The following is a 20,297-nucleotide window of genomic DNA, read 5'->3' on the forward strand; positions in this document are numbered from 1 at the left end:
CGCAGCCTCCTTAGGCTGCGTTTTTTTATGCCTCACCTTACTAAGCTTTAGCAAAATAGTCATCTAAAAATGCAGTAAAAGACACACTGTCAGCCGCTTTCACTTCACGTTCTTTAAGTACAGAGTCAGATGCCTGTTTGGTTAAAAAAGCATGATCATAAAATTGATATTCAGCATCAAGATGATTTTGTTTATATTGCTCTGCAAGTGCTAACGCGAAATGCCCATTATCTTGATTTTTACTTGCCAGTGCTCCGACATATCTGCCAGAGAAAGTTTTACTAGGGCTGTTTACCCAGGTTGCAAGCTCAGCAATGGTTTCGCTGTAATAGCTCACGCCGTATGCACTATCCATGTAACGGGCAACGGCTGTTAAATCATTAAAAATTGCCGCAGCCCAGTCCGTCAAACGAACCTTGTTGCCTTGTTTGTTGAGGGTTAACTCTGGATTTCGACCTTCATTAACAACGGCATCAAGGTTAGTTGTGCTTAACTTTTGTTCTTGCCAATCCATTTCTGGAGAGTCGTTCAATAAGCAATATGTTAAGAATACGTCTAAGAAGCGAATTTGCTGTAAATCGATACCGGTTTCACTGAATGGGTTTACATCAAGCGCACGAACTTCAATGTACTCTATACCGCCACGCAGTAATGCATCTGTCGGGGTTTCGCCCGATGCAGCATTTCGTTTAGGACGAATTGGAGAATAAAATTCGTTTTCGATTTGCAGAATATTTTTGTTTAACTGTTTTGGCTCTGCGCTCGTGTAATCGTCAATATGGCTGTAGATATCAGATGAGGTATGAATCGCTTCTTTTAAACCTGCTACGTATTCTTCTAATGAATTATACATAACACGTAGAGACGATTGTGCGCTGTTGGTATAGCCTAAATTACCAAGACGAAGTGCAGTCCCTACTTCTAAATAAAGCGTGCCTTTACCTAGCTTTTTAAAAGGTAAGTCAGTTTCACGGCCTTGCAAGAAAGAGTTACACAATGCTGGCGATGCACCAAACAAAAAGCTGATCAACCAAAGTTCGCGCTTAAAGTTGCGGATAAGACCCAAATAGCCACTTGAAATAGAATCAGCGAGTGTTCCTTCACTGCCATTTAAGCTATACAGGCTTTGCCATAAGCTCTCAGGAAATGAAATATTAAAATGCACACCGGCAATCGCTTGCATCATGCTGCCATAGCGATTTTTCAAACCCTCACGGTAAAGTGTTTTCATGCGGCCGATATTTGAATCACCAAATTGCGCCAATACAATATCATCTTGGTGTTCAATAAAGCATGGCATACTGATAGGCCATAGCAGCTCATCGCCCATATGAGAAAGCGTGAACTTTTGCAGGTCTTTAAGCTGAGCGAGGGTTTGCTCTGCTGAGGTACTAACCGGTGTAATAAATTCTAAAAGCGATTCAGAAAAATCGGTGGTGACGTGATCATTTGTTAAAGCACTACCCACGCCTTGTGGATGGCCTTGTTGTGAAATAACACCACTTGGTTTGATCCTTAAAGCTTCTCGCTCGATACCACGTTTAATCCCATTAATTGCGTTAGGAAATTGTGCCGTTAACGCTTCTAGCGTTTTATTTAAATCATGTTTTATCAAAAATGCTTCCTCGAGCCGCGTGGCTGTAATCCTAAGTGTATGGGGGCAAAAAATAATTACTCAAGAGCGAAAAATCAGTTTCATTCAGTACCTATACACTTGAAGCTCAATCTTGCCATTGTGGATGCTATTATACAATTGCTTTGGTGGCACTTCATTGATGCTAAAATCATGAAAAATACAATTTAGGCTTATTTCTTGAGGATATTAGACCTTTTAACTAATATAAAAGACTGAGGCTAAACATAATAATTCAGGCAAGAAATCATCAATCAAGAAGTGACATACTCCGAAAAACAGGAGTTGGTCTCTACCACAGATTTACGCGGTGTAATCACATACGTAAATAAGGAATTTTGTACTATTGCGGGTTATACCGAAGAAGAGTTACTCGGAAAAAATCATAATATTGTACGCCATCCAGATATGCCTAAAGCGGCATTTAAAGAGATGTGGGATAAATTAAAGCAGGGTCACTCATGGCGTGGCATGGTAAAAAATCTCTGTAAAGATGGTCGCTACTATTGGGTCGATGCGTTCGTTACGCCTATTTATGAACATGGCCAATTAGTTGGCTATCAATCAGTACGTACCAAACCATCTGAGCAATTAAAAACCCGTGCGATGGCACTGTACACTAAAATTAATGATGGAAAATCTATCTCATCATTTCGTGAGAATATTTCGCTCAGACAATTATTGTCTGCGATTTTATTGGTTGCTGGCGTGGTTGGATTAGCGCTAACTACCTCGTGGATGGTTACCTTAGCTAGCTGCGCCCTTGTCGTCCTGCTTTTTGCTTTAAATTATGACGAACTCGTTGTTACACCAAACCATTTAAAGCAGCAACGTGCTGAATTTGATTCTGTCTCACGTTACGTCTATTGCGGTTCACACCCTTTCAGTATTGCTGCCTACAATCAGCAAATGCTGTTTGCTAAGCTCAGAACTGTATTAGGTCGTGTGAAAGACTCTACGTACTCGTTTAAAGATATCGCCACTAACTTAGACAAACAATCGTCATTGACAGAACAAGGTATTGCGGCACAAGGACAACGGTTGAGTGACATTGCTACAGCAATGACACAAATGAGTGCAACTATTGGTGAGATTTCTGCAAATACACATCACACTGCTGATAAGGTTAAAACAACTTATCAAAGCTGTAACGATATCAAACTGCATATTGAAGATAACAGCAGTATGGTGTCTGATCTGGCTAACCAAGTTGAACAAGCAGCAAGCACCGCGAATTCTCTTGCTAGCGAAGCAGACAAAATTGGCCAAGTAATGAGTGAGATTGAAGGCATTGCCGAACAAACAAACTTATTAGCACTGAATGCCGCCATTGAAGCAGCACGTGCAGGTGAACATGGCCGAGGCTTTGCGGTTGTAGCAGATGAAGTACGTGCACTTTCTTCACGCACTCAAAATGCGACAGCACAAATTCATAGCTCGATTAAAGAGATTCAAGATACATTATTTAGCTGGTCTAAAGTGATGCAATCAACAAAAGAGCAAGCAGACTCGTGTGTTGATACCACCGCCCATACACAAACTGAGCTTGCGAGCATTTTTGCACAGATCAATGAAATATCAGGTCTTGCCACTGAGATCTCAACAGCTGCTGAGGAACAACAAGTTGTCAGCGCCGATATTCGTGAAAATGTTGAAAGTATCAGAGGTCATAGCGAAGAAAACTTAAAGCATAGTTACAACGTAGCGAAAGATGCAGCGGGACTTGTTGAAGGCTCACGCAAAGTAAACGATATGCTATTAACCTTTAAAGTTTAAAGCTGATTAATACAAAAAAGCCGCATCATTACCGATGCGGCTTTTTGTTTTTAATACCAATTATCGACTAGAGAAAACGAGACCATTCTCGTCAGCATCAATATGGATGATAGCACCCGGTTGATAATCCCCACCAAGTAAGCGCTGTGCTAATGGGTTTTCAATGGTATGTTGAATAGCACGTTTTAAAGGCCTTGCCCCATAGACTGGATCAAAACCACTTTCAGCGATGCGATTTAGCGCTGCATCCGTTACTTCAAGAATGTAGCCTTTTTCCGTTAATCGCTCACGTAACTTACTTAACTGAATATCAGCAATTTCTTTAATGTGCTCATTAGCAAGCGGATGGAATACCACGGTTTCGTCGATACGGTTAATAAACTCAGGGCGGAACTGGCTCACCAATACACCCATCACTTTTTCTTTTAACCCAGCATAATCATTTGAACCCGCTTGCTCTTGGATAATATCTGAACCCAAGTTAGAGGTCATAATGATCACCGTATTTTTAAAATCAACGGTACGCCCCTGCCCATCCGTTAAACGGCCATCATCGAGAACTTGCAGTAAGATGTTAAATACATCAGGATGCGCTTTTTCGACTTCATCCAATAAAATGACTGAATATGGACGACGGCGTACAGCTTCAGTTAAATAGCCACCTTCTTCATAGCCAACATAACCCGGAGGCGCACCCACTAAACGTGCCACTGAGTGTTTCTCCATAAACTCCGACATATCAATGCGAACCATGGCATCTTCGGTGTCAAACATAAAGCTGGCTAATGCTTTTGTCAGCTCAGTTTTACCCACCCCTGTCGGGCCTAAAAATAAGAATGAACCGATTGGACGATTAGGATCAGCAAGTCCTGCGCGAGAGCGACGTATTGCATTCGCAACAGCCACAACGGCTTCATCTTGACCAATCACTTTGTGGTGTAATTGATCTTCCATTTGCAGTAACTTTTCACGCTCACCTTGCAGCATTTTCGATACCGGGATACCTGTCCAGCGCGATAGAATTTCCGCTATTTCGTCTTCACCTACTTGGTTTTTAAGCAAACTCATTTCTTGCATTTCAGCTTGTGAAGCAAGGTCAAGTTTGCGCTCAAGTTCAGGGATACGACCATATTGCAGCTCAGACATACGTTGTAAGTCGCTGGCACGACGTGCCACCTCCAAATCAAGACGCGCCTGTTCAAGCTCAGCTTTAATTACTTGCGTGCCTTGCAATGAGGCCTTCTCGGCATTCCACACTTCGTCTAGCTCGCGGTATTGCGCTTCAAGTTCAGTGATCAGTTCTTGCATTTCGGTGCGGCGCTTTTGACTCGCTTCGTCTTTTTCTTTCGCCAATGCATTGTCTTCCAGTTTTAACTGAATAATACGACGCTCAAGCTTGTCTAAAGACTCTGGTTTTGAGTCGATTTGCAAACGAATTGAAGAACCCGCTTCATCAATTAAATCAATTGCCTTGTCTGGTAATTGGCGATCGCTAATGTAACGGTGCGACAACTGCGCCGCGGCAACAATGGCCGGATCGGTAATATCAACTGAGTGATGTAGCTCGTAACGCTCTTTTAGGCCACGTAAAATCGCAATGGTGTCTTCAACCGATGGTTCATCAACAAACACCTTTTGGAAGCGACGCTCAAGTGCCGCATCTTTTTCAATGTATTGACGATACTCATCAAGTGTTGTGGCACCCACGCAATGTAACTCACCACGGGCAAGTGCTGGCTTTAACATATTACCCGCATCCATAGCACCATCTGTTTTACCAGCGCCTACCATGGTATGAATTTCATCAATAAAGAGGATGACTTGGCCTTCTTCTTTGGCAAGTTCATTCAAAACTGATTTTAAACGCTCTTCAAATTCACCACGGTATTTAGCACCGGCAACCAACGCACCTAAATCGAGCGATAATACTCGCTTGTTTTTTAAGCCCTCAGGTACTTCACCATTGATAATTCGCTGCGCAAGGCCCTCAGCAATCGCTGTTTTACCTACGCCCGGCTCACCAATTAATACCGGATTATTTTTAGTACGGCGTTGTAATACTTGGATCGTACGACGAATTTCGTCATCACGGCCAATAACAGGGTCAAGCTTACCTTGCTCTGCTCGTTCAGTTAAATCGATGGTGAATTTTTTTAATGCCTGACGGGTTTCTTCAGCATTTGGGTCGTCAACCTTCTGACCACCACGAATAGCCTCAATAGCCGCTTCAATTTTGCTAGAAGTAATATTCAGCGCTTTAAAAATATCGCCTAATGGACCTTTATCGTCACACGCTGCAAGGACAAATAACTCACTCGAAATGAACTTATCTTTTCGCTTTTGAGCATACTTATCACACAAGTTAATTAACGAAATCAGGTTATTTGACAGCTGAACATCACCACCAATACCTTCAACTTTAAACAGTTTTTCGATTTCTTGGGATAACTTGGTGTTTAACTCATCAGCACTCACACCGGCTTGTGCAAGTAGTGCACGCACACTTGAACCATTTTGCTGAAGCAATGAATACATTAAATGCACAGGCTCAATAAATTGATGATCGCGCCCAAGTGCTAATGACTGCGCATCTGAAAGCGCAGATTGAAATTTACTTGTAAATCTATCTAAACGCATAAGGGTTTACCTATTAAAAAATCTAATTGCTTAATTAATGGGTATGCTTAGTGATTTGTTCAAGTAAAAGAAGAAAATTTAATCGCAAAAAAGGCGTATTAATTGCGCCAGATCAAGCTTGCCATACGGCCTGTTTGTCCATCGCGTCGATAAGAGAAAAACTGTGATTTATCAGTGACGGTACAGTGCTCACCACCGTGTATTTTGACCACGCCTAATTGTGCCAATTGCTGGCGTGCTAGTAAGTAGATATCAGCCAAGTATTTTTCATGTTTAGCTATAAAGGCTTGTTGATGCAGTGGGTTTTGCGAACAAAAACAGTCTTTTACTTCTTGCCCGACTTCAAATTGCGAAGGACCAATGGCAGGGCCTAACCAAGCAATAATATCGCTCGCTGGCGCTTGAAAATGCGAAAGCGTGTTTGCCACTATACCTTGCGCTAAACCACGCCAGCCACCATGTACTGCGGCGACTTCATCGCCTGAACTCGAACAAAGTAGTACCGGCAAACAGTCTGCAGTCATTATAGCAAGCGGCTGCTTTACTAAGCGGGTGTAGAGCGCATCAGCAGAGCGCACTAGGCTTAGATCAGACTCTTCATCAATCACGACTACATCGCTGCTATGTGTTTGGTTTAACCACACAGCGGGGTTTGGTAGCTGATTTGTAAGTAACGCGCGATTTGCAAGCACGGCTTGCTCATCATCACCAACATGTAAACCCACATTAAAACTATCAAAGGGTGCAACTGATACACCGCCCTTTCGGGTCGTACTCAGTGCACTAACAGTGTTTGGGGCAGTCCATGCTGGTGTGATCATAACGCTTAAAACTCGATATTTGGGTTTGCTTTAGTATCAGCGCGTAATGCTTCTGTCATAGCTGCCATATCATCTGGAATAGGGGCTTGCCAGGTCATTAACTCACCCGTAATTGGGTGTGCAATTGATAGTTTTACAGCATGCAATGCTTGGCGTTTAAAGTCGCGTAGCATTTGAAACAGCTCTGGCGTCGCGCCTTTAGGCGGACGTGGGCGACCACCATACAGTTGATCGCCAACTAATGGGTGGTTTAAATAAGCCATGTGTACACGGATTTGGTGAGTACGGCCTGTTTCTAGACGTAAACGTAAGCGTGTATGTGCACGGAATTTTTCTGCAACACGATAATGCGTAACCGCTGGTTTGCCCATTTCATGCACGGCCATGTGAGTACGTTTTGTTGCATGACGACCAATTGGTTTTTCAACCATGCCACCAGCAGTCATTGTGCCATTACAAATTGCTTCGTATTCACGGGTGAAGTTTTCACGCTTTTGTAGCGCAGACACTAAATGTGTTTGTGCCGGAATTGTTTTCGCCACCACCATTAAACCAGTGGTGTCTTTATCTAGACGATGCACAATTCCCGCACGAGGTACATTAATAATATCAGGATAATGGTGCAGTAAAGCATTTAATACCGTGCCATCTGGGTTACCCGCACCTGGATGAACGACTAATCCCATTGGTTTATTAATTACCAAAATATCATCGTCTTCATAAACGATGTTTAATTTGATATTTTGTGCCTCATATTCACGAGGGGCTTCGATGGTTGTTTCTACACTCACCATTTCGCCACCGAGTAGTTTTTCGCGCGGTGTGTTTAATATTTCACCGTTTACAGTGATTTTATCATCCAAAATCCACGTTTTTATACGTGATCGAGAATAATCAGGGAACAATTGCGCTAATACTTGGTCTAGACGTTTACCGCCAAGGTCAATTGGAACCTCGGCTTGGAGAGAAATTTGCTCTGACATTAGTAACTTTACCCAATTTACCAGTGCAAGCTGTGCTCGACTGGGTTAGAATCGCTTTAATATAATACGTATAGTTTACTCGGTTTTCCTCACTTGGCCTAGCCGAAGACATCGAAGGTAAGAAATAAAATGATAAATAAAATAGGGAAACGTGCGTTCGCCATAGTTTTTTCAGTATCTGTACTTGGCTTAGGTGCCTGTTCATCAGCACCCGATCAAGAAGATATCCAACGCGTTCCTAATAAATCTGCGCAAGCTTTATATGAAGATGCAAAACAAACATTAGATTCTGGTTTATATGCCCGTGCAATTGAGCTATTAAGCGCTATTGATTCTCGCTACCCTTTTGGTCCTTTATCAAAACAAGTACAAATGGACTTAGTGTATGCGCATTATCAAGCAGGTAATACTGAGCAAGCACTCGCAACAATCGACCGTTTTATTCGCTTAAACCCAAACCATAAAGATTTAGACTACATGTACTACATGCGTGGCTTGGTAAATATCAAAGCGGATGAAAATGCATTCCAAGAATATTTTGGTGTAGACCGTGCTGACAGAGATGCAAACCGTACTCGTGTCGCATTTACTGATTTATCAACGCTTTTAAAACGTTTTCCTAACAGTGCCTACGCACCAGAAGCGAAAAAACGTTTAGTGTGGCTACTGAATAAAATGGCTCGCTATGAGTTAAAAGTTGCTGAATACTACTATGAGCGAGAGGCATACCTTGCTGCAGCAAACCGTGGCAAATACGTAGTTGAGCACTACTCACAAAGTAGCTACCTTGATCAAGCACTTGAGATCATGGAAAAAAGCTACAACAAGCTTGGTTTACCTGAGCTAAGTGAACACGCTAAAGCAACACGTGAAGCTAATAAGCGTTAAAATAGACTAAAAGCAAAAAGGCGCCTGAGGCGCCTTTTTTAATGTTTGCGGATTAGTATCAAATCGCGTCTTCGTCTTCTTCAGCGGTACGAATACGTACAACACGTTCAACGTCAGTAACAAAGATTTTACCGTCACCAATTTTACCTGTTTGCGATGTTTTAACGATAACATCGATAGCACGGTCAACATCTTCGTCGCTTAATACGATATCTAATTTTACCTTAGGTAAAAAGTCCACCATGTACTCAGCACCACGATAAAGCTCGGTGTGCCCTTTTTGACGGCCAAAGCCTTTTACTTCGCTTACCGTCATCCCTGTGATGCCCACGTCCGATAATGCTTCGCGTACATCATCAAGCTTAAATGGTTTAATAATTGCTTCGATTTTTTTCATTTTCGGGTTACTTATTATTTCTCGATTGCCTCGATTTTAGACAATCCCATTGCTGATGGCAAACAAAGCTATGAATTACGGTGATTAAATCAGCAATCATGATATTATTAAACAAAGTGATTCAAAATAGAGACAACAATGAAATCATTACAACGAGGTTTTACATTATTGGAACTAATGGTCACGCTTGCCATTGTTGGTATAGTTGCCGTTATCGCTCTTTGGGATAGCTCTGACATGCTAGAAAGTGACCGCGCCGAAAGCTATTTATTAGAGTTAAAACGCACACTCAGTTTTGCACGCGCAAAAGCAACAAGTAGTGATGCAATTATTGTTGTTTGCAGTGGTAACACCAACAGTATTGAAACCAACATACGCACTCGTTGTTTATTAAATTGGGATAATGGCAGCGTTTTTGTGTTCTTTGATTCAAACCAAAATGGTGTTTACAACCCCAACGTAGGCGATGTCATTTTAAGAGTCATGGAAGAAGTTCCAGAGAATAGTCAGTTAAATTTCACTGGTGATAATTCTATTATTTTTGATACCAGCGGTATGCTCTCGTCAAGTCAAGGAACGTTTACTTACTGCCCTTCAAAAGCCGATAACGATAATAACAAACAACTAGAAGTATTTACCTCAGGGACTGCTTTATATATTGGCACTACGACAGATGTATGTAATTAAGCTTTGTAAATTGACAGCCCACACTCTCGAATTATAGTTAAATAAACAGTCGCTATTTTGGAGTCTTCAAGGATGAAGGCACTTACAACTCTGCGCAGCCTCAACGGAGCGACGTTAATTGAAAGCCTAATAGTGTTATCAATTTTATCACTCCTGCTGCATTTCGCCTTATTTGAATATAAGCCACTTCTGGCCAAAAACCGTTTAGATAGCAACATGCATACGGTAAAAAGAGCGCTTCAATTTACTCGCCTCAAAGCGCAAACAAATGATGCCCATGTCACCTTTTGCGCGTTAAAAAACAATCGTTGCAACAAGGAAGTATGGCATAAATCTTTAACTGTTTTTGTTGATAAAGGTGAGCTTGGTGTATTTGAAAGTGGTGATTCCAAATTAATGGAAATCGAAGCGATTAATAAATTTGATATGCTGACTTATCCACGTCATTCAGTCACATTTAGCCCATCAGGTATGCCGATGGGGCTAGGTAACGGGAAATTTATCTATTGTCCAGAATATAGTAAAGCACGCCTCAAAGGGCTTGCTATAAGCGTTAGTCCAATTGGACGGGTCAGGTTAATTGATACTGATAAATGCCAAACTGATAATTGATAAAGCTTATTTACCCCAACATGTGCTTGAATCAGCAGACCCTGTTGATGTTTTTAAACCCGTATCAGATATAGATAATGTTTTACACTCGGTATCTTGTAACGGTGGGCCTGATTTAGGTGTTGCTTTAAATGCAAATGTACCCGCACTATTGTCTACTTCTACAGTGATCGTATAAAAGTTACTTTCTGTAGAACTAGAAACACCTAAATCAGCAATTGCGCTTGTATATTCACGATTATCGACAAAGTATTGCTCTTGTTTATTAGCTGCATCTAATAACGAAGTAATTGCCTCTGTTCGCGCTGTACGTTTTACGTGCTCAAAATAACTAGGAATAGCAATGCTCGCGATAATCCCTAATATAGCTACGGTAATCATCAGCTCGATTAGCGTAAAACCATTATGATCCTTTGTTCTTATAAAGTTCATAGTTTAAAAACCTATATAGTTGTTTTTAGAGGAGTTACCTCTCATTGTTCCCATCATAGATGCCTAACAATAATTATGCAATTAAGCCGGGTATTCAAATAGCAGTACATGCTCTGCCTTAACATGTAAGGCAGAGCAGTCGCTTAATCCATTATTGGCTATTATCGTTTATCTCTTGCTTATAGATGAAGGTTTGCTGTGTTTTAAAACCAAAGCCAATTGGCACTGCATCACTAACTAGTTTAATTTTACCGTCTTCGATGACTAAACCAGGGCCTTGGATCTCTTGTACTTTCAGTGGGTTTTGCTCACCTTTAATACCTGGACCTATAGTTAAAAACTGGCTTTGTTCTTTAACCTTTTCATCGGTGTTGTCATCACAATAACCATCGCTATTACCATCTACACAGCTGTCACCTACACCAAAATAAAGTTGAGGCGTATCTGGCACATCATTCGAGGTGGTAAATTTTAAGCTGTCATACACCTTTGTACCGTAATGTAAGTGGAAAGCATATAAACTTCCTGAGCCGCCCGTCAGTGAGCACTGATTAGCCGTTTCTGTCGCTGAAGCAGGCGTATACGTGGTGAAATAAGCAACACCGCCAATCACAGTGCTTGCTGCAAGGGATTTTTCACCTGCAGAAGATAAGTTGTAATACCAACCATGATACTCACCTAACTCAATTTCTAAATCGGTAAATTTATCCACGTCGTCCAGTGCATTGCCAAATGGATCAGAATCCATATTCATCAAGTCAGCTTGTGTAATGGTTGCTGGTACATCATTACCTAAAAAAGGCTGAGTAACTGTATTGATATCACGGATCATGAACAGCTGATCATTAGTGACTGTACCGGTTGGTTTAGAACGGTTACCACTGCCTATCAGCACAGCATCAAATGGTGTATCAATACGGGTAGTTACTGCCTTCCCATCAACCGTTGTTTCTGAAACTTTGCTAAACATGGTTCTAGCAATCAAAGGCTTATAGAAGAAACGGCGATCTTGCGTTGAAAGCGCACTCCCTAAACTTGCTAATTTAAAATGTGTCCATGGGTTTTCTGAATCTGTTGGGCTATCAGAAGGCATATCAACACGCCACACATCACCGCCCGTATCCGTTGCATATAGCCTATCAATGTAACCATCATAGTCAGAATCTAAGATACTGATATCTGACGCGATACTATGTTTTCCTAAAAAGCCATTCTCACTCGGCGTTAATGCCCACACTTTTTTGCCTGTTTGCGCATCAACAATAAAAATACCTCTACCATGAGAATCATCAGTACGAATAACATTGTCTTTGTTAGTATCGTAACCAGCACCAAAAATAAGCACAGGTCTGTCTTTATAACCATCTAGATTCACATAAGTAACTGAAGGTTTAGACCAGGTTTGCCCTAATTCTTTAAAGTCACCTGTGCCACCTACAATTGGCTGATCCCACAGCAGACTTGGTGAGTCTGGGTTAGTTATATCGAGTCCGTAGTAGTAATTACCACCGCGTCTTAGGCCAAAGAATGCCCAAACACGGTCTGATCCATTTACGATGCCATCACTATTTTTATCATCAAAAAATACAGAGATTGGCCCGTCAACACCATAAACCTTGGTATCTGCTTGGTTATCACGAAGTGGCTTTATTATTTTATACAAGCTTCGAGGGATAAACGCCCAGCTTTCGCTCAGTACATCGTTTTTATCTTGGAACATATGCAAGTATCCTGCATTAGTACCAATTAAAACTCGGATATCATCATTACCATAGTCAATTGTTACAGGTTTTGAATGTAGTGGATCACCGAAGATGTCTTTACGCGAATCCGTTGTCGATCCATCTTTGTCTTCATCATCAATATCTAGGCCTCTTGACCAGTTAATAAGGTCTTCAACTTCATCCGGATCAGCTTCAAAATCAACGGCAGCCTTGGCTATAGTTCCGTAATGGAACACTACCCGATAACGGGTAAAGTTAAGCATGCGGCCGTTGACATTTGTTAGTACTTTGCGTCCTTCATTTGGCACGCTCGAAGAGTTAGATAAATACAGGTTTACACCACCTAACTCAACTGAATTACCATCAGCGCTCTCACCGCTAGGCAGCCAAAAAGTTTTTGCATCTTTATCAATTAAACCATCTTCATTGAGAGCTTGCTTACCATCTCTATCGGTAATTTGGTCGCCAGATACTTTTAGCTTTTTCAGATTTCCACGCCAACGAGCACCTGTTTTAGGGTAAAACATCGCATAATAAATCGATTCGCGACTACGAGTTTGGTCAACATTGTTACTTGCAATTGATGGTGCCGTGAACGTATCGTTCACTTCTCGAATTTGAGTAATGGTATTTTTAAGGGCCTCAGAAAGTTGTTCTGCAGTATTAGCATGAAGGTACTTACCACCACCTTCTGATGCCGTTTCAGATAGTAAGCGCTTACCATTATCACTCATACCACTACCAAAACCTATGGTATAAACTCGTCCTGTTTCGTGAATATCAGTCGTCGTTGGCCTTAAATCCACCTCAACATCATCAGTACCGTGAATAACTTTTGCGAGCTTATGTAAATACACACCAGCAATTTTATCATCATCACTTAAATAGCTACCAAAGTACGACTTGTGTAATGCACTAATATTAGAGTCCTGTTCATTATCAGAGCCAGCCGACGGGTCACCATCAGTCATATAGATAATATTTACTGAATTATCACAGCGTTTTACTTCTTCTGAATTATCAAATGGTGAAATATAGGAATAGGTATACTCAATACGTGGCTCGTACCAACAAACTTTACTCCAACCTTTACCAGAGCAGACTCGCACTGATGTTGTATAAGGCGTGCCTCTTTCTATTGTAGTATCACGAAGAGCAGCATTAACCTTTTCGCCGTAGAAGAGACTTTGCCCTGTTATATAAAGATAAGCTTCCCATAGCGTTTCGGTCAGTGGTGTCCCGCCATCGGCAGGAAGACCCGCAATTGTGGTTTTCAAGGCCGATATTTGTGAACCAATGCCAGCTAGCACATAGCCACCATTAGTGCTATTAAAACGCATTAAGCCAAAATCGATGTCATCGTTACCATCAACCAATTTAGTAATAGCGTCTTGTGCAACCCCTAGGCGACTATCTGAACATGGGATATATAAACCATTTGAGAAGCCACAGCTGTTACCAGAGCTGGTTGAAAATGCCATACTACCTGAGGTATCGAAAACTATAAGAACTCGGGGTTTTTCGTCCAAGTTAACATTGTGGTTTACATATAACTCAATATCTTCGGCGTGGCCCAGAAAACTAATGACTGCTAATGAAGATAGCAGTATTCGTTGAGTAATTTTTTCTATATTCATCACTTTCTCCACTAACCGCCCGTATTTAGGCTAGCCATTTCTTGGGCAACACCTGTGCTGATCGTTAAGGTATGTTTACTCTTAGTGCCATAAGTAATCGTTGTATCGACTTGGACCATGTTACAAGACACACCAGCAGTGAAGTTAAATTTACGTGGGCAAGGTAAATCTAGCGCACCATTATTTAAATTTGTCATAGTGTTAGATGCGCCATCCATATCCCCCATGCCATAACCGCCTTCAGGTATTTCAGATGCTTTCATTAAAAAAGCACTGTTGCCACCTGCTGCAGCTTCATTAGCGATAACTTTTTGCACCGTACCAATTAAGCTATTTTCTGCCGTTTCACGCTCTTGCGCTGAGTTCGTTATTTTAATATCTACACTGCTGCTGTTCATTAAGGTCACTGCAATACCAGTCACCGCAACAACCATTATTAGTGCAATAATCAAAACAACACCTTTTTGTTTGTGCATACTTGAAACACTGTGTTTTACATTTTGATTAATTTGATAGTTTTCCATAGCAAACCTTCGCGTGATATTTCATCTACATTTCGCCTAGTAATAATTTAAGTCAGCATAAAAAGACAGGTAAAAAGTGTTTTTAAATTTAAAACATACAACCAATTCAGGCTAACCAATAAGTATTATAATAAATATACAATATCATTCCACTTATTTATTAAAATATTTACCAATTAAAAACAAGAAACCAGATAAGAATAAAGAAATAAAAGCCATTAAAAATCAAATAATTAACAGCAGAGGAAAGAGAGGCGTAAAAAGCGATTTATATACAATAAGTTAATTGTAAATATTTCAAGACAACATTATAAAAAATATATAAATAAAGGCAGCGCACAGTAAAAACAAATAAAAATATCAACCCAGAAGAACTGGGTTGAAAAAGAAGGATTCAGTTAAAATTAAAATAAAATAACAAATCAGTTAATCACTGGCTATTATCATTTTGTTCTTGCTTATAAATATAACTTTGATGAACTTCTAATTTAAGTGGCTCCTCATCATAAAGCTGAACATTGCCATTTTCGTCAACGCTAGGAGTAGGCCCATTAACTACTTTAGCCTCAATTTTCTCACAGTTTTCAGTACAATTTGGGTCTTTATTTGGTAATGGAAATATATACACATCACCATCTTCAACATACATAGTTGGTGTATCTGGTAGTTCTGCCGCTGTTGGGGTTCTTAACCAATCATACACTTTGGTCCCATAGTGAAGATGAAATGCATAAAGATAACCTTGACCTTCTGCAATTGAGCACTGAGAATCCGATAAAGAACTGGTATCTGGTTTATAGGTAGTAAAGTAAGCAACGCCCCCTAACACGGTAGCTTTCGAAGTTGCCTTTTCACCCCACCCTAAATTATAAAACCAACCATCTTTTTCAGCTAAATCAGCTTCTAATTCAACAAAGTCTTTCAAACTGTCGGTCACTTTGGCAAACGGGTCACTTCTACATTCATTAAATCTGATTGCCAAATTAAATCTGGAATTTCATCCTCTTCAAAGCTTCGAGTTACCGTGTTTACATCTCGAATCATATAGAGCTTATCACTGACTTTTAAATTCAATGGATCTGTACGATCACCACTACCAATCAATACCGCATCAAAAGGAGTATCAATTCTTGAGTAAGTTTTTTCACCGTCAATTGTTGTTTCTGTTACTTTACTGAACAACGTTCTTGAAACATATGGCTCATAAAAAAAGCGGCGGTTATTATTGCCTAATTTTGCAAGTTGAAAGTGCGTCCAATTTTTTAGGTTGTTTGTCGCTAAGTCAACTCGCCAGATCCCACCGCCAGTATCACTTGCATACAGTCTGTCAGTGTAGCCGTCGTAATCTGAATCGAGTAAATGTATGTCAGACGCTATACTATGCTCACCTTTAAAGCCACCTTCTGAATTTGTTAACGCCCATACTTGTTTACCTGTTTCTGCATCGACAATGTATAAGCCTCGCCCTTTAGAATCTGCTGAGATTGAATTATCTTTATTCGTGTCGTAGCCGGCACCAAATACCAATAGCGGTCTATCTTCATAGCCTTTAAGGTTGATAAATGTAATTTGAGGTTTAGACCATGTTTGTGCCAGTTCTAAAAATTTTCCATCACTACTTTTTAATGGCCCTCCCCACATCAGAGAAGGTGAATTAGGGTTAGTTATATCTAAACCGTAATAGCTACTACCACCTCGACGTAACCCGAAAAATGCCCATACCCTGTCATCATTATTAACGATGCCGTCTTCATTTTTGTCATCAAAATAAACGGTTATTGGGCCATCCACTCCATACACTTTTGTGTGTAACTTTTTATCGCGTAATGGCTTAATAATTGAGTACAGTTCCGCAGGCATAAATGCCCAGCTTTCACTTAAAACATCGTTCTTGTCCTGAAACATATGTAAATAACCGGCATTAGTCCCAATAAGAATACGAACATCATTGTTGCCATAATCTACCGTCACAGGCTTAGAGTGCAGAACATCACCAAAAATATCATGACGAGAATCGTCTGTTAAACCGTCCTGATCTTCATCATCAACATCAAGTCCACGAGACCAATTTATAAGATCAAAGACTTCATCCGGATCTGAATCAAAATCAACGGCAGCCTTAAATCGATTTCCATAATGGATTATGACTCTGTAAGCCGTAAAATTGAGCATTCGACCGCCCGATAAATTTGTGATTACTTTTCGGCCATTATTTGGGATACTCGATTGTTCAGCTAAATAAGCATTTACGCCTCCTTTCTCAACGTATCCACCATCAGCAATGAGATTGCTATTAGATTGCCAGTATGTTTTTGCTGTTGATAAAATCGCCCCGTCATTACCAAGAGCGGAGTCAAGGTTGGCATCAACTACGACACCACCAGACACTTTTAGCTTTTTAAGGTTCCCTCGCCACCGAGCATCGTTTGAAGGTAAAAACATAGGAAAATAAACTGCATCACGATGTGATAATTTATCTGAATTATTTGATGCTACCGATGGTGAAGAAAAAGTTGAGTTGACCTCTCTAATCTCGGTAAGAACATTATCAAATGCATCACTTAGCGCTTTTGCAGATTCTGCGAAAATATAACTACCGCCACCATTATCAGCAGTCGCCTGTAAAATGTCTCCTGCGTTTTTAACTAAGCCTTTACCAAAACCAATCGTGTAAACATTTGCGCCATCTACAACACTTGTTTCAGGGTATATATCCCTATTTTCATTCTCTTTACCATGAAGAATTGTTGCCATTGAGGGTAAATGACTATTACCCACTTTTTTAGGTGAAGTGCCATAAATACTTTTATATAAGTTTTCTATATATTTATCCTGACCGACATCATAGTAAGGTTCACCGTCTGTCATCAATATAATATTTACGCTATTATCGCATCGTACTGGATCACCTAAGTTCTGCTTGAAAGGAGAAATATACTTACCATTTGATTCTGTTGAACTATCTCTTTTAGCTGGTTCAACCAGATTCGCGAAAAAAAGGTCATCTCCTATTAAGTATCGCCATGTTTCAGTAATAGTTTCAACTAATGGGGTCCCTAATTCTAGATCAGTGATGTCCCAATTTCTGAGAGTATTTTTAATCGCATTATGATTTGTTCCAATCCCATGGACAATATAACCACCAGTACCTTTAATAAGCCGCATTAAACCAAACTCAATATCAGTATTGTCATTGATTAATTTAATCATCGCCTCCTGTGCGACTTCTAAACGACTTCCTTCAGGGCATAGTATTAGTTTTCCTTTATCTCTACAGGCTTTGCCCGTTTCTATAGAGAATGCCATGCTATTTGATGTATCAAAAACAAGTAAGACCCGTAATTTTTCGTCTTCCGCTACGTCATAATTTACATATAGATCTATATCTTCAGCATAAAGGTTTTGGCAAAATACACATGCAAAAATAAAAAATAGGCTGTTTAACTTCATTTTCATACTCGCCTTACTCCATTAATTTCCACTATTTAAGCTCAGCATTTCTTGAGCAATCCCTGTTGTAATAGTGAGGTTATGCTTACTTTTAGAGCCATATTCAATCACTGAATTAATCTCAACCATATTGCATCTTAAGCCTGCAGTATCATCAAAACGTCTTGGGCACCTTAAAGCCATAGGGCCTTCATTTTTGTTAAACATGGTATTAGATGTGTCATTTGTATTACCTAGATCTAGGCCTGTTTCAGGAACTTGCCCTCTACTAAAGAAAAACCGGCTGTTACCTAATTTTTTTGCTTCATTAGCAATGACGTTTTGTACATCACCAATTAATTCATTCTCTGCCGCTTCTCTCTCTTGAGCGGCATTTGTGATTTTAATATCTACACTACTGCTGCTCATCAAAGTCACAGCAATACCGGTTATCGCAATAACCATGATCAAAGCAACGATTAATACAACACCTTGTTGCTTATGCATCATAGTTAAATGCGCCATAAGTTTGCCCCAACATTGTTCAAGCGGATAGTGGTCGTAAATAGTGCGCGTCGGTAGTTATCGTCAAATGTAAGAACGCGGCTATTTGCGTCTTCACCCAATGTATAAGTTTGATTTTTCAACTTAAGGTTTGAATCTGGTAAAAGCGATCTCACAAGTAAGAATACTTGCACTGTCAAAATACCACGGCGATTTTCCCAATCAGTGTTGGTCATCTGGCTGATACTTTTATATGTATCAACACGACTGTTATTTGTAGTATCAAGACCAAACACAAAGTGCATATTTTCTACCCCTTCCATAACCGTTTCAGTTGTCATGCCCCCATCCGGAGTTAAGCGTTTACGTCGAAGTAGAGGAACAGACACTCTTTGGTCATTAATGGTGTAAGTTTGCTTGGCGATGTAATAAACATGATGTCGATAGCGCCAAATCGTGGCATTGCCATTTACAGCCGCTGCCGCGATTGGGCCGCGCTGAAATTCTGCAAGCTCTTGCTCGGCGATGAAATAATAATAGTTATCGCTAGTATTGGCAGGTTGAATTTGTAAGCCTTCTAAAAACTTAATTTGCAGTACATCTGTATTTTTCTCAACATTGTTTATACATCCAAGGGCTGAGTTACCGGTTGTTTGCACTGCATAAACGGAGCGAAAGTTACTGGTTGCAGCTGTATCTGGAAAGCTGCCATTATTAAGGCCTTCTGAACAATCATTACCGGGATTTCCTAAACTGTTTGTATTTGCATCTGAGAAAGAGTCTTCATAAAACGTGCCCCAAAAACCAATCTGTTCAATATCACGTTGCATGATATTCATAGCCAGTCTGCCAGTTTCTTGTAGCTCTCCAATTGTCATCGTGTCACGAGTCGTTGACTTCATGCTTATATAGGTAAACATCACCCCGCCGAGCACCACACCTCCGATGAATAAAGCAACCATCATCTCGACGAGAGTAAATCCATTATGCTTTTTCATATCAAGACCTTAAATAAATATAGCTTTGTAGAACAATCAAACGTCGCTTATCGCCTTTAGAACCACAATCAATTGCAGCGGTATCTTTATTAGCACTAAGCTCTTGACGGCCTTGCCAACTGATCACAACCTCAATATTAAATTCACTCGCATTGCCTGCCGCTACTGGGGTGCTATTTATACACACAGTTGCATCGTCTAAAGCACCGGTGTTTTCACGAGCCTGAATTGCACGCACCCATTGTTGTTTATCTAATTCTGCCAATTGTTGAGCACTACATGCTGAGTTATAGCAACTCAAACTTGTGTTTAGAGCTGTATTACTATCGAAAGTGCCATTATATAACGCTGCAAAGCCAGGTGAGTCGTTCGCTCGCATACGCTGGATAATGTCATTACCAAGTGCTACAGCAGCTGCACGCTGCATAGAATCAAAGCTTGCCTGCTTCGCTTTTGCTTGCAGGGCCACGGCACCTAACAAACCAAAACTTAAAATAACAAAGGCAATAAGTACTTCAATAAGCGTAAAGCCTTGCTGCTCAGAATGTTTAATCATGATGAAGTTAATAGATACTTTTACATACCGTAAGAATATTACGGCAAAAATAAATAACA

General features: G+C 40.4%; 17 protein-coding genes. 4 read left to right on the forward strand and 13 right to left on the reverse strand.

Annotation, left to right across the window (positions count from 1 at the left end):
- Positions 1–40: 40 nt before the first annotated feature.
- On the reverse strand, positions 41–1,615 hold the full coding sequence (gene gshA / locus C2M25_RS10815; RefSeq protein ID WP_105181092.1) for a glutamate--cysteine ligase: 1,575 nt from the start codon (positions 1,613–1,615) through the stop codon (positions 41–43).
- 279 nt (positions 1,616–1,894) lie between these two features.
- Between gshA and C2M25_RS10825 the strand changes: the two genes are divergently transcribed.
- Positions 1,895–3,409: a methyl-accepting chemotaxis protein gene (locus C2M25_RS10825; protein WP_234003564.1), complete on the forward strand. Its 1,515-nt coding sequence runs from the start codon at positions 1,895–1,897 to the stop codon at positions 3,407–3,409.
- A 60-nt stretch (positions 3,410–3,469) separates the two neighbouring features.
- On the opposite strand, the gene clpB is transcribed toward C2M25_RS10825, so the two are convergent.
- From clpB to rluD, 3 genes are all read right to left on the reverse strand, one after another.
- Positions 3,470–6,046 carry an ATP-dependent chaperone ClpB gene (clpB, locus tag C2M25_RS10830; protein ID WP_063700164.1) on the reverse strand — a complete coding sequence of 859 codons (2,577 nt, stop codon included), beginning with the start codon at positions 6,044–6,046 and terminating at the stop codon, positions 3,470–3,472.
- 98 nt (positions 6,047–6,144) lie between these two features.
- Positions 6,145–6,867, reverse strand: coding sequence for a peptidoglycan editing factor PgeF (pgeF, locus tag C2M25_RS10835; RefSeq protein WP_105181094.1), 723 nt, complete (start codon positions 6,865–6,867; stop codon positions 6,145–6,147).
- A gap of 5 nt (positions 6,868–6,872) precedes the next feature.
- Positions 6,873–7,850: a 23S rRNA pseudouridine(1911/1915/1917) synthase RluD gene (gene rluD, locus C2M25_RS10840; protein WP_054551746.1), complete on the reverse strand. Its 978-nt coding sequence runs from the start codon at positions 7,848–7,850 to the stop codon at positions 6,873–6,875.
- Between the two features lie 129 nt (positions 7,851–7,979).
- Between rluD and C2M25_RS10845 the strand changes: the two genes are divergently transcribed.
- Positions 7,980–8,738, forward strand: coding sequence for an outer membrane protein assembly factor BamD (locus tag C2M25_RS10845; protein ID WP_054551747.1), 759 nt, complete (start codon positions 7,980–7,982; stop codon positions 8,736–8,738).
- Positions 8,739–8,796: 58 nt separating this feature from the next.
- Here the strand turns inward: C2M25_RS10845 and C2M25_RS10850 are convergent, their stop codons facing one another.
- Positions 8,797–9,135, reverse strand: a complete 339-nt coding sequence (locus C2M25_RS10850; RefSeq protein WP_054551748.1) for a P-II family nitrogen regulator — start codon at positions 9,133–9,135, stop codon at positions 8,797–8,799.
- 138 nt (positions 9,136–9,273) lie between these two features.
- On the opposite strand from C2M25_RS10850, the gene C2M25_RS10855 reads away from it, so the two are divergent.
- Positions 9,274–9,822, forward strand: coding sequence for a GspH/FimT family pseudopilin (locus tag C2M25_RS10855; RefSeq protein WP_063700169.1), 549 nt, complete (start codon positions 9,274–9,276; stop codon positions 9,820–9,822).
- A 72-nt stretch (positions 9,823–9,894) separates the two neighbouring features.
- Complete coding sequence (locus C2M25_RS10860) at positions 9,895–10,434, forward strand: GspH/FimT family protein (RefSeq protein ID WP_063700172.1); 540 nt, start codon at positions 9,895–9,897, stop codon at positions 10,432–10,434.
- A gap of 6 nt (positions 10,435–10,440) precedes the next feature.
- On the opposite strand, the gene C2M25_RS10865 is transcribed toward C2M25_RS10860, so the two are convergent.
- From C2M25_RS10865 to pilV, 8 genes are all read right to left on the reverse strand, one after another.
- Positions 10,441–10,866 carry a type IV pilin protein gene (locus C2M25_RS10865; protein ID WP_063700174.1) on the reverse strand — a complete coding sequence of 142 codons (426 nt, stop codon included), beginning with the start codon at positions 10,864–10,866 and terminating at the stop codon, positions 10,441–10,443.
- 151 nt (positions 10,867–11,017) lie between these two features.
- A complete protein-coding gene (locus tag C2M25_RS10870; RefSeq protein WP_105174638.1) occupies positions 11,018–14,227 on the reverse strand; it encodes a pilus assembly protein in 3,210 nt (1,069 codons plus the stop codon).
- Between the two features lie 11 nt (positions 14,228–14,238).
- The gene (locus C2M25_RS10875) at positions 14,239–14,751 is read right to left on the reverse strand and encodes a pilus assembly PilX family protein (RefSeq protein ID WP_233999198.1); all 513 of its coding nucleotides are present in this window, start codon (positions 14,749–14,751) and stop codon (positions 14,239–14,241) included.
- A gap of 430 nt (positions 14,752–15,181) precedes the next feature.
- A complete protein-coding gene (locus C2M25_RS21985; protein ID WP_234003565.1) occupies positions 15,182–15,676 on the reverse strand; it encodes a hypothetical protein in 495 nt (164 codons plus the stop codon).
- Positions 15,677–15,684: 8 nt separating this feature from the next.
- Positions 15,685–18,207, reverse strand: coding sequence for a PilC/PilY family type IV pilus protein (locus C2M25_RS10880; RefSeq protein ID WP_234003566.1), 2,523 nt, complete (start codon positions 18,205–18,207; stop codon positions 15,685–15,687).
- Between the two features lie 15 nt (positions 18,208–18,222).
- The gene (locus C2M25_RS10885; protein ID WP_058585470.1) at positions 18,223–18,705 is read right to left on the reverse strand and encodes a pilus assembly PilX family protein; all 483 of its coding nucleotides are present in this window, start codon (positions 18,703–18,705) and stop codon (positions 18,223–18,225) included.
- Positions 18,693–19,682, reverse strand: coding sequence for a PilW family protein (locus C2M25_RS10890; protein ID WP_063700182.1), 990 nt, complete (start codon positions 19,680–19,682; stop codon positions 18,693–18,695). The genes C2M25_RS10885 and C2M25_RS10890 overlap by 13 nt, the downstream gene beginning before the upstream one ends.
- 1 nt (position 19,683) lies before the next feature.
- Complete coding sequence (gene pilV, locus C2M25_RS10895; RefSeq protein ID WP_105174641.1) at positions 19,684–20,238, reverse strand: type IV pilus modification protein PilV; 555 nt, start codon at positions 20,236–20,238, stop codon at positions 19,684–19,686.
- Positions 20,239–20,297: the final 59 nt, after the last annotated feature.

It is taken from the genome of Pseudoalteromonas sp. T1lg21, from assembly GCF_002964625.1.
GTDB classification, from domain to species: Bacteria; Pseudomonadota; Gammaproteobacteria; order Enterobacterales; family Alteromonadaceae; genus Pseudoalteromonas; species Pseudoalteromonas gelatinilytica.

What these genes read in the sequence shown, in the direction of transcription:
- clpB (WP_063700164.1), bottom strand. Translation starts at nt 6,046, where the DNA reads ATGCGTTTAGATAGATTTACAAGTAAATTTCAATCTGCGCTTTCAGAT.
- pgeF (WP_105181094.1), bottom strand. Translation starts at nt 6,867, where the DNA reads ATGATCACACCAGCATGGACTGCCCCAAACACTGTTAGTGCACTGAGT.
- rluD (WP_054551746.1), bottom strand. Translation starts at nt 7,850, where the DNA reads ATGTCAGAGCAAATTTCTCTCCAAGCCGAGGTTCCAATTGACCTTGGC.
- C2M25_RS10845 (WP_054551747.1), top strand. Translation starts at nt 7,980, where the DNA reads ATGATAAATAAAATAGGGAAACGTGCGTTCGCCATAGTTTTTTCAGTA.
- C2M25_RS10850 (WP_054551748.1), bottom strand. Translation starts at nt 9,135, where the DNA reads ATGAAAAAAATCGAAGCAATTATTAAACCATTTAAGCTTGATGATGTA.
- C2M25_RS10855 (WP_063700169.1), top strand. Translation starts at nt 9,274, where the DNA reads ATGAAATCATTACAACGAGGTTTTACATTATTGGAACTAATGGTCACG.
- C2M25_RS10860 (WP_063700172.1), top strand. Translation starts at nt 9,895, where the DNA reads ATGAAGGCACTTACAACTCTGCGCAGCCTCAACGGAGCGACGTTAATT.
- C2M25_RS10865 (WP_063700174.1), bottom strand. Translation starts at nt 10,866, where the DNA reads ATGAACTTTATAAGAACAAAGGATCATAATGGTTTTACGCTAATCGAG.
- C2M25_RS10870 (WP_105174638.1), bottom strand. Translation starts at nt 14,227, where the DNA reads ATGAATATAGAAAAAATTACTCAACGAATACTGCTATCTTCATTAGCA.
- C2M25_RS10875 (WP_233999198.1), bottom strand. Translation starts at nt 14,751, where the DNA reads ATGGAAAACTATCAAATTAATCAAAATGTAAAACACAGTGTTTCAAGT.
- C2M25_RS10880 (WP_234003566.1), bottom strand. Translation starts at nt 18,207, where the DNA reads ATGAAAATGAAGTTAAACAGCCTATTTTTTATTTTTGCATGTGTATTT.
- C2M25_RS10885 (WP_058585470.1), bottom strand. Translation starts at nt 18,705, where the DNA reads ATGGCGCATTTAACTATGATGCATAAGCAACAAGGTGTTGTATTAATC.
- C2M25_RS10890 (WP_063700182.1), bottom strand. Translation starts at nt 19,682, where the DNA reads ATGAAAAAGCATAATGGATTTACTCTCGTCGAGATGATGGTTGCTTTA.
- pilV (WP_105174641.1), bottom strand. Translation starts at nt 20,238, where the DNA reads ATGATTAAACATTCTGAGCAGCAAGGCTTTACGCTTATTGAAGTACTT.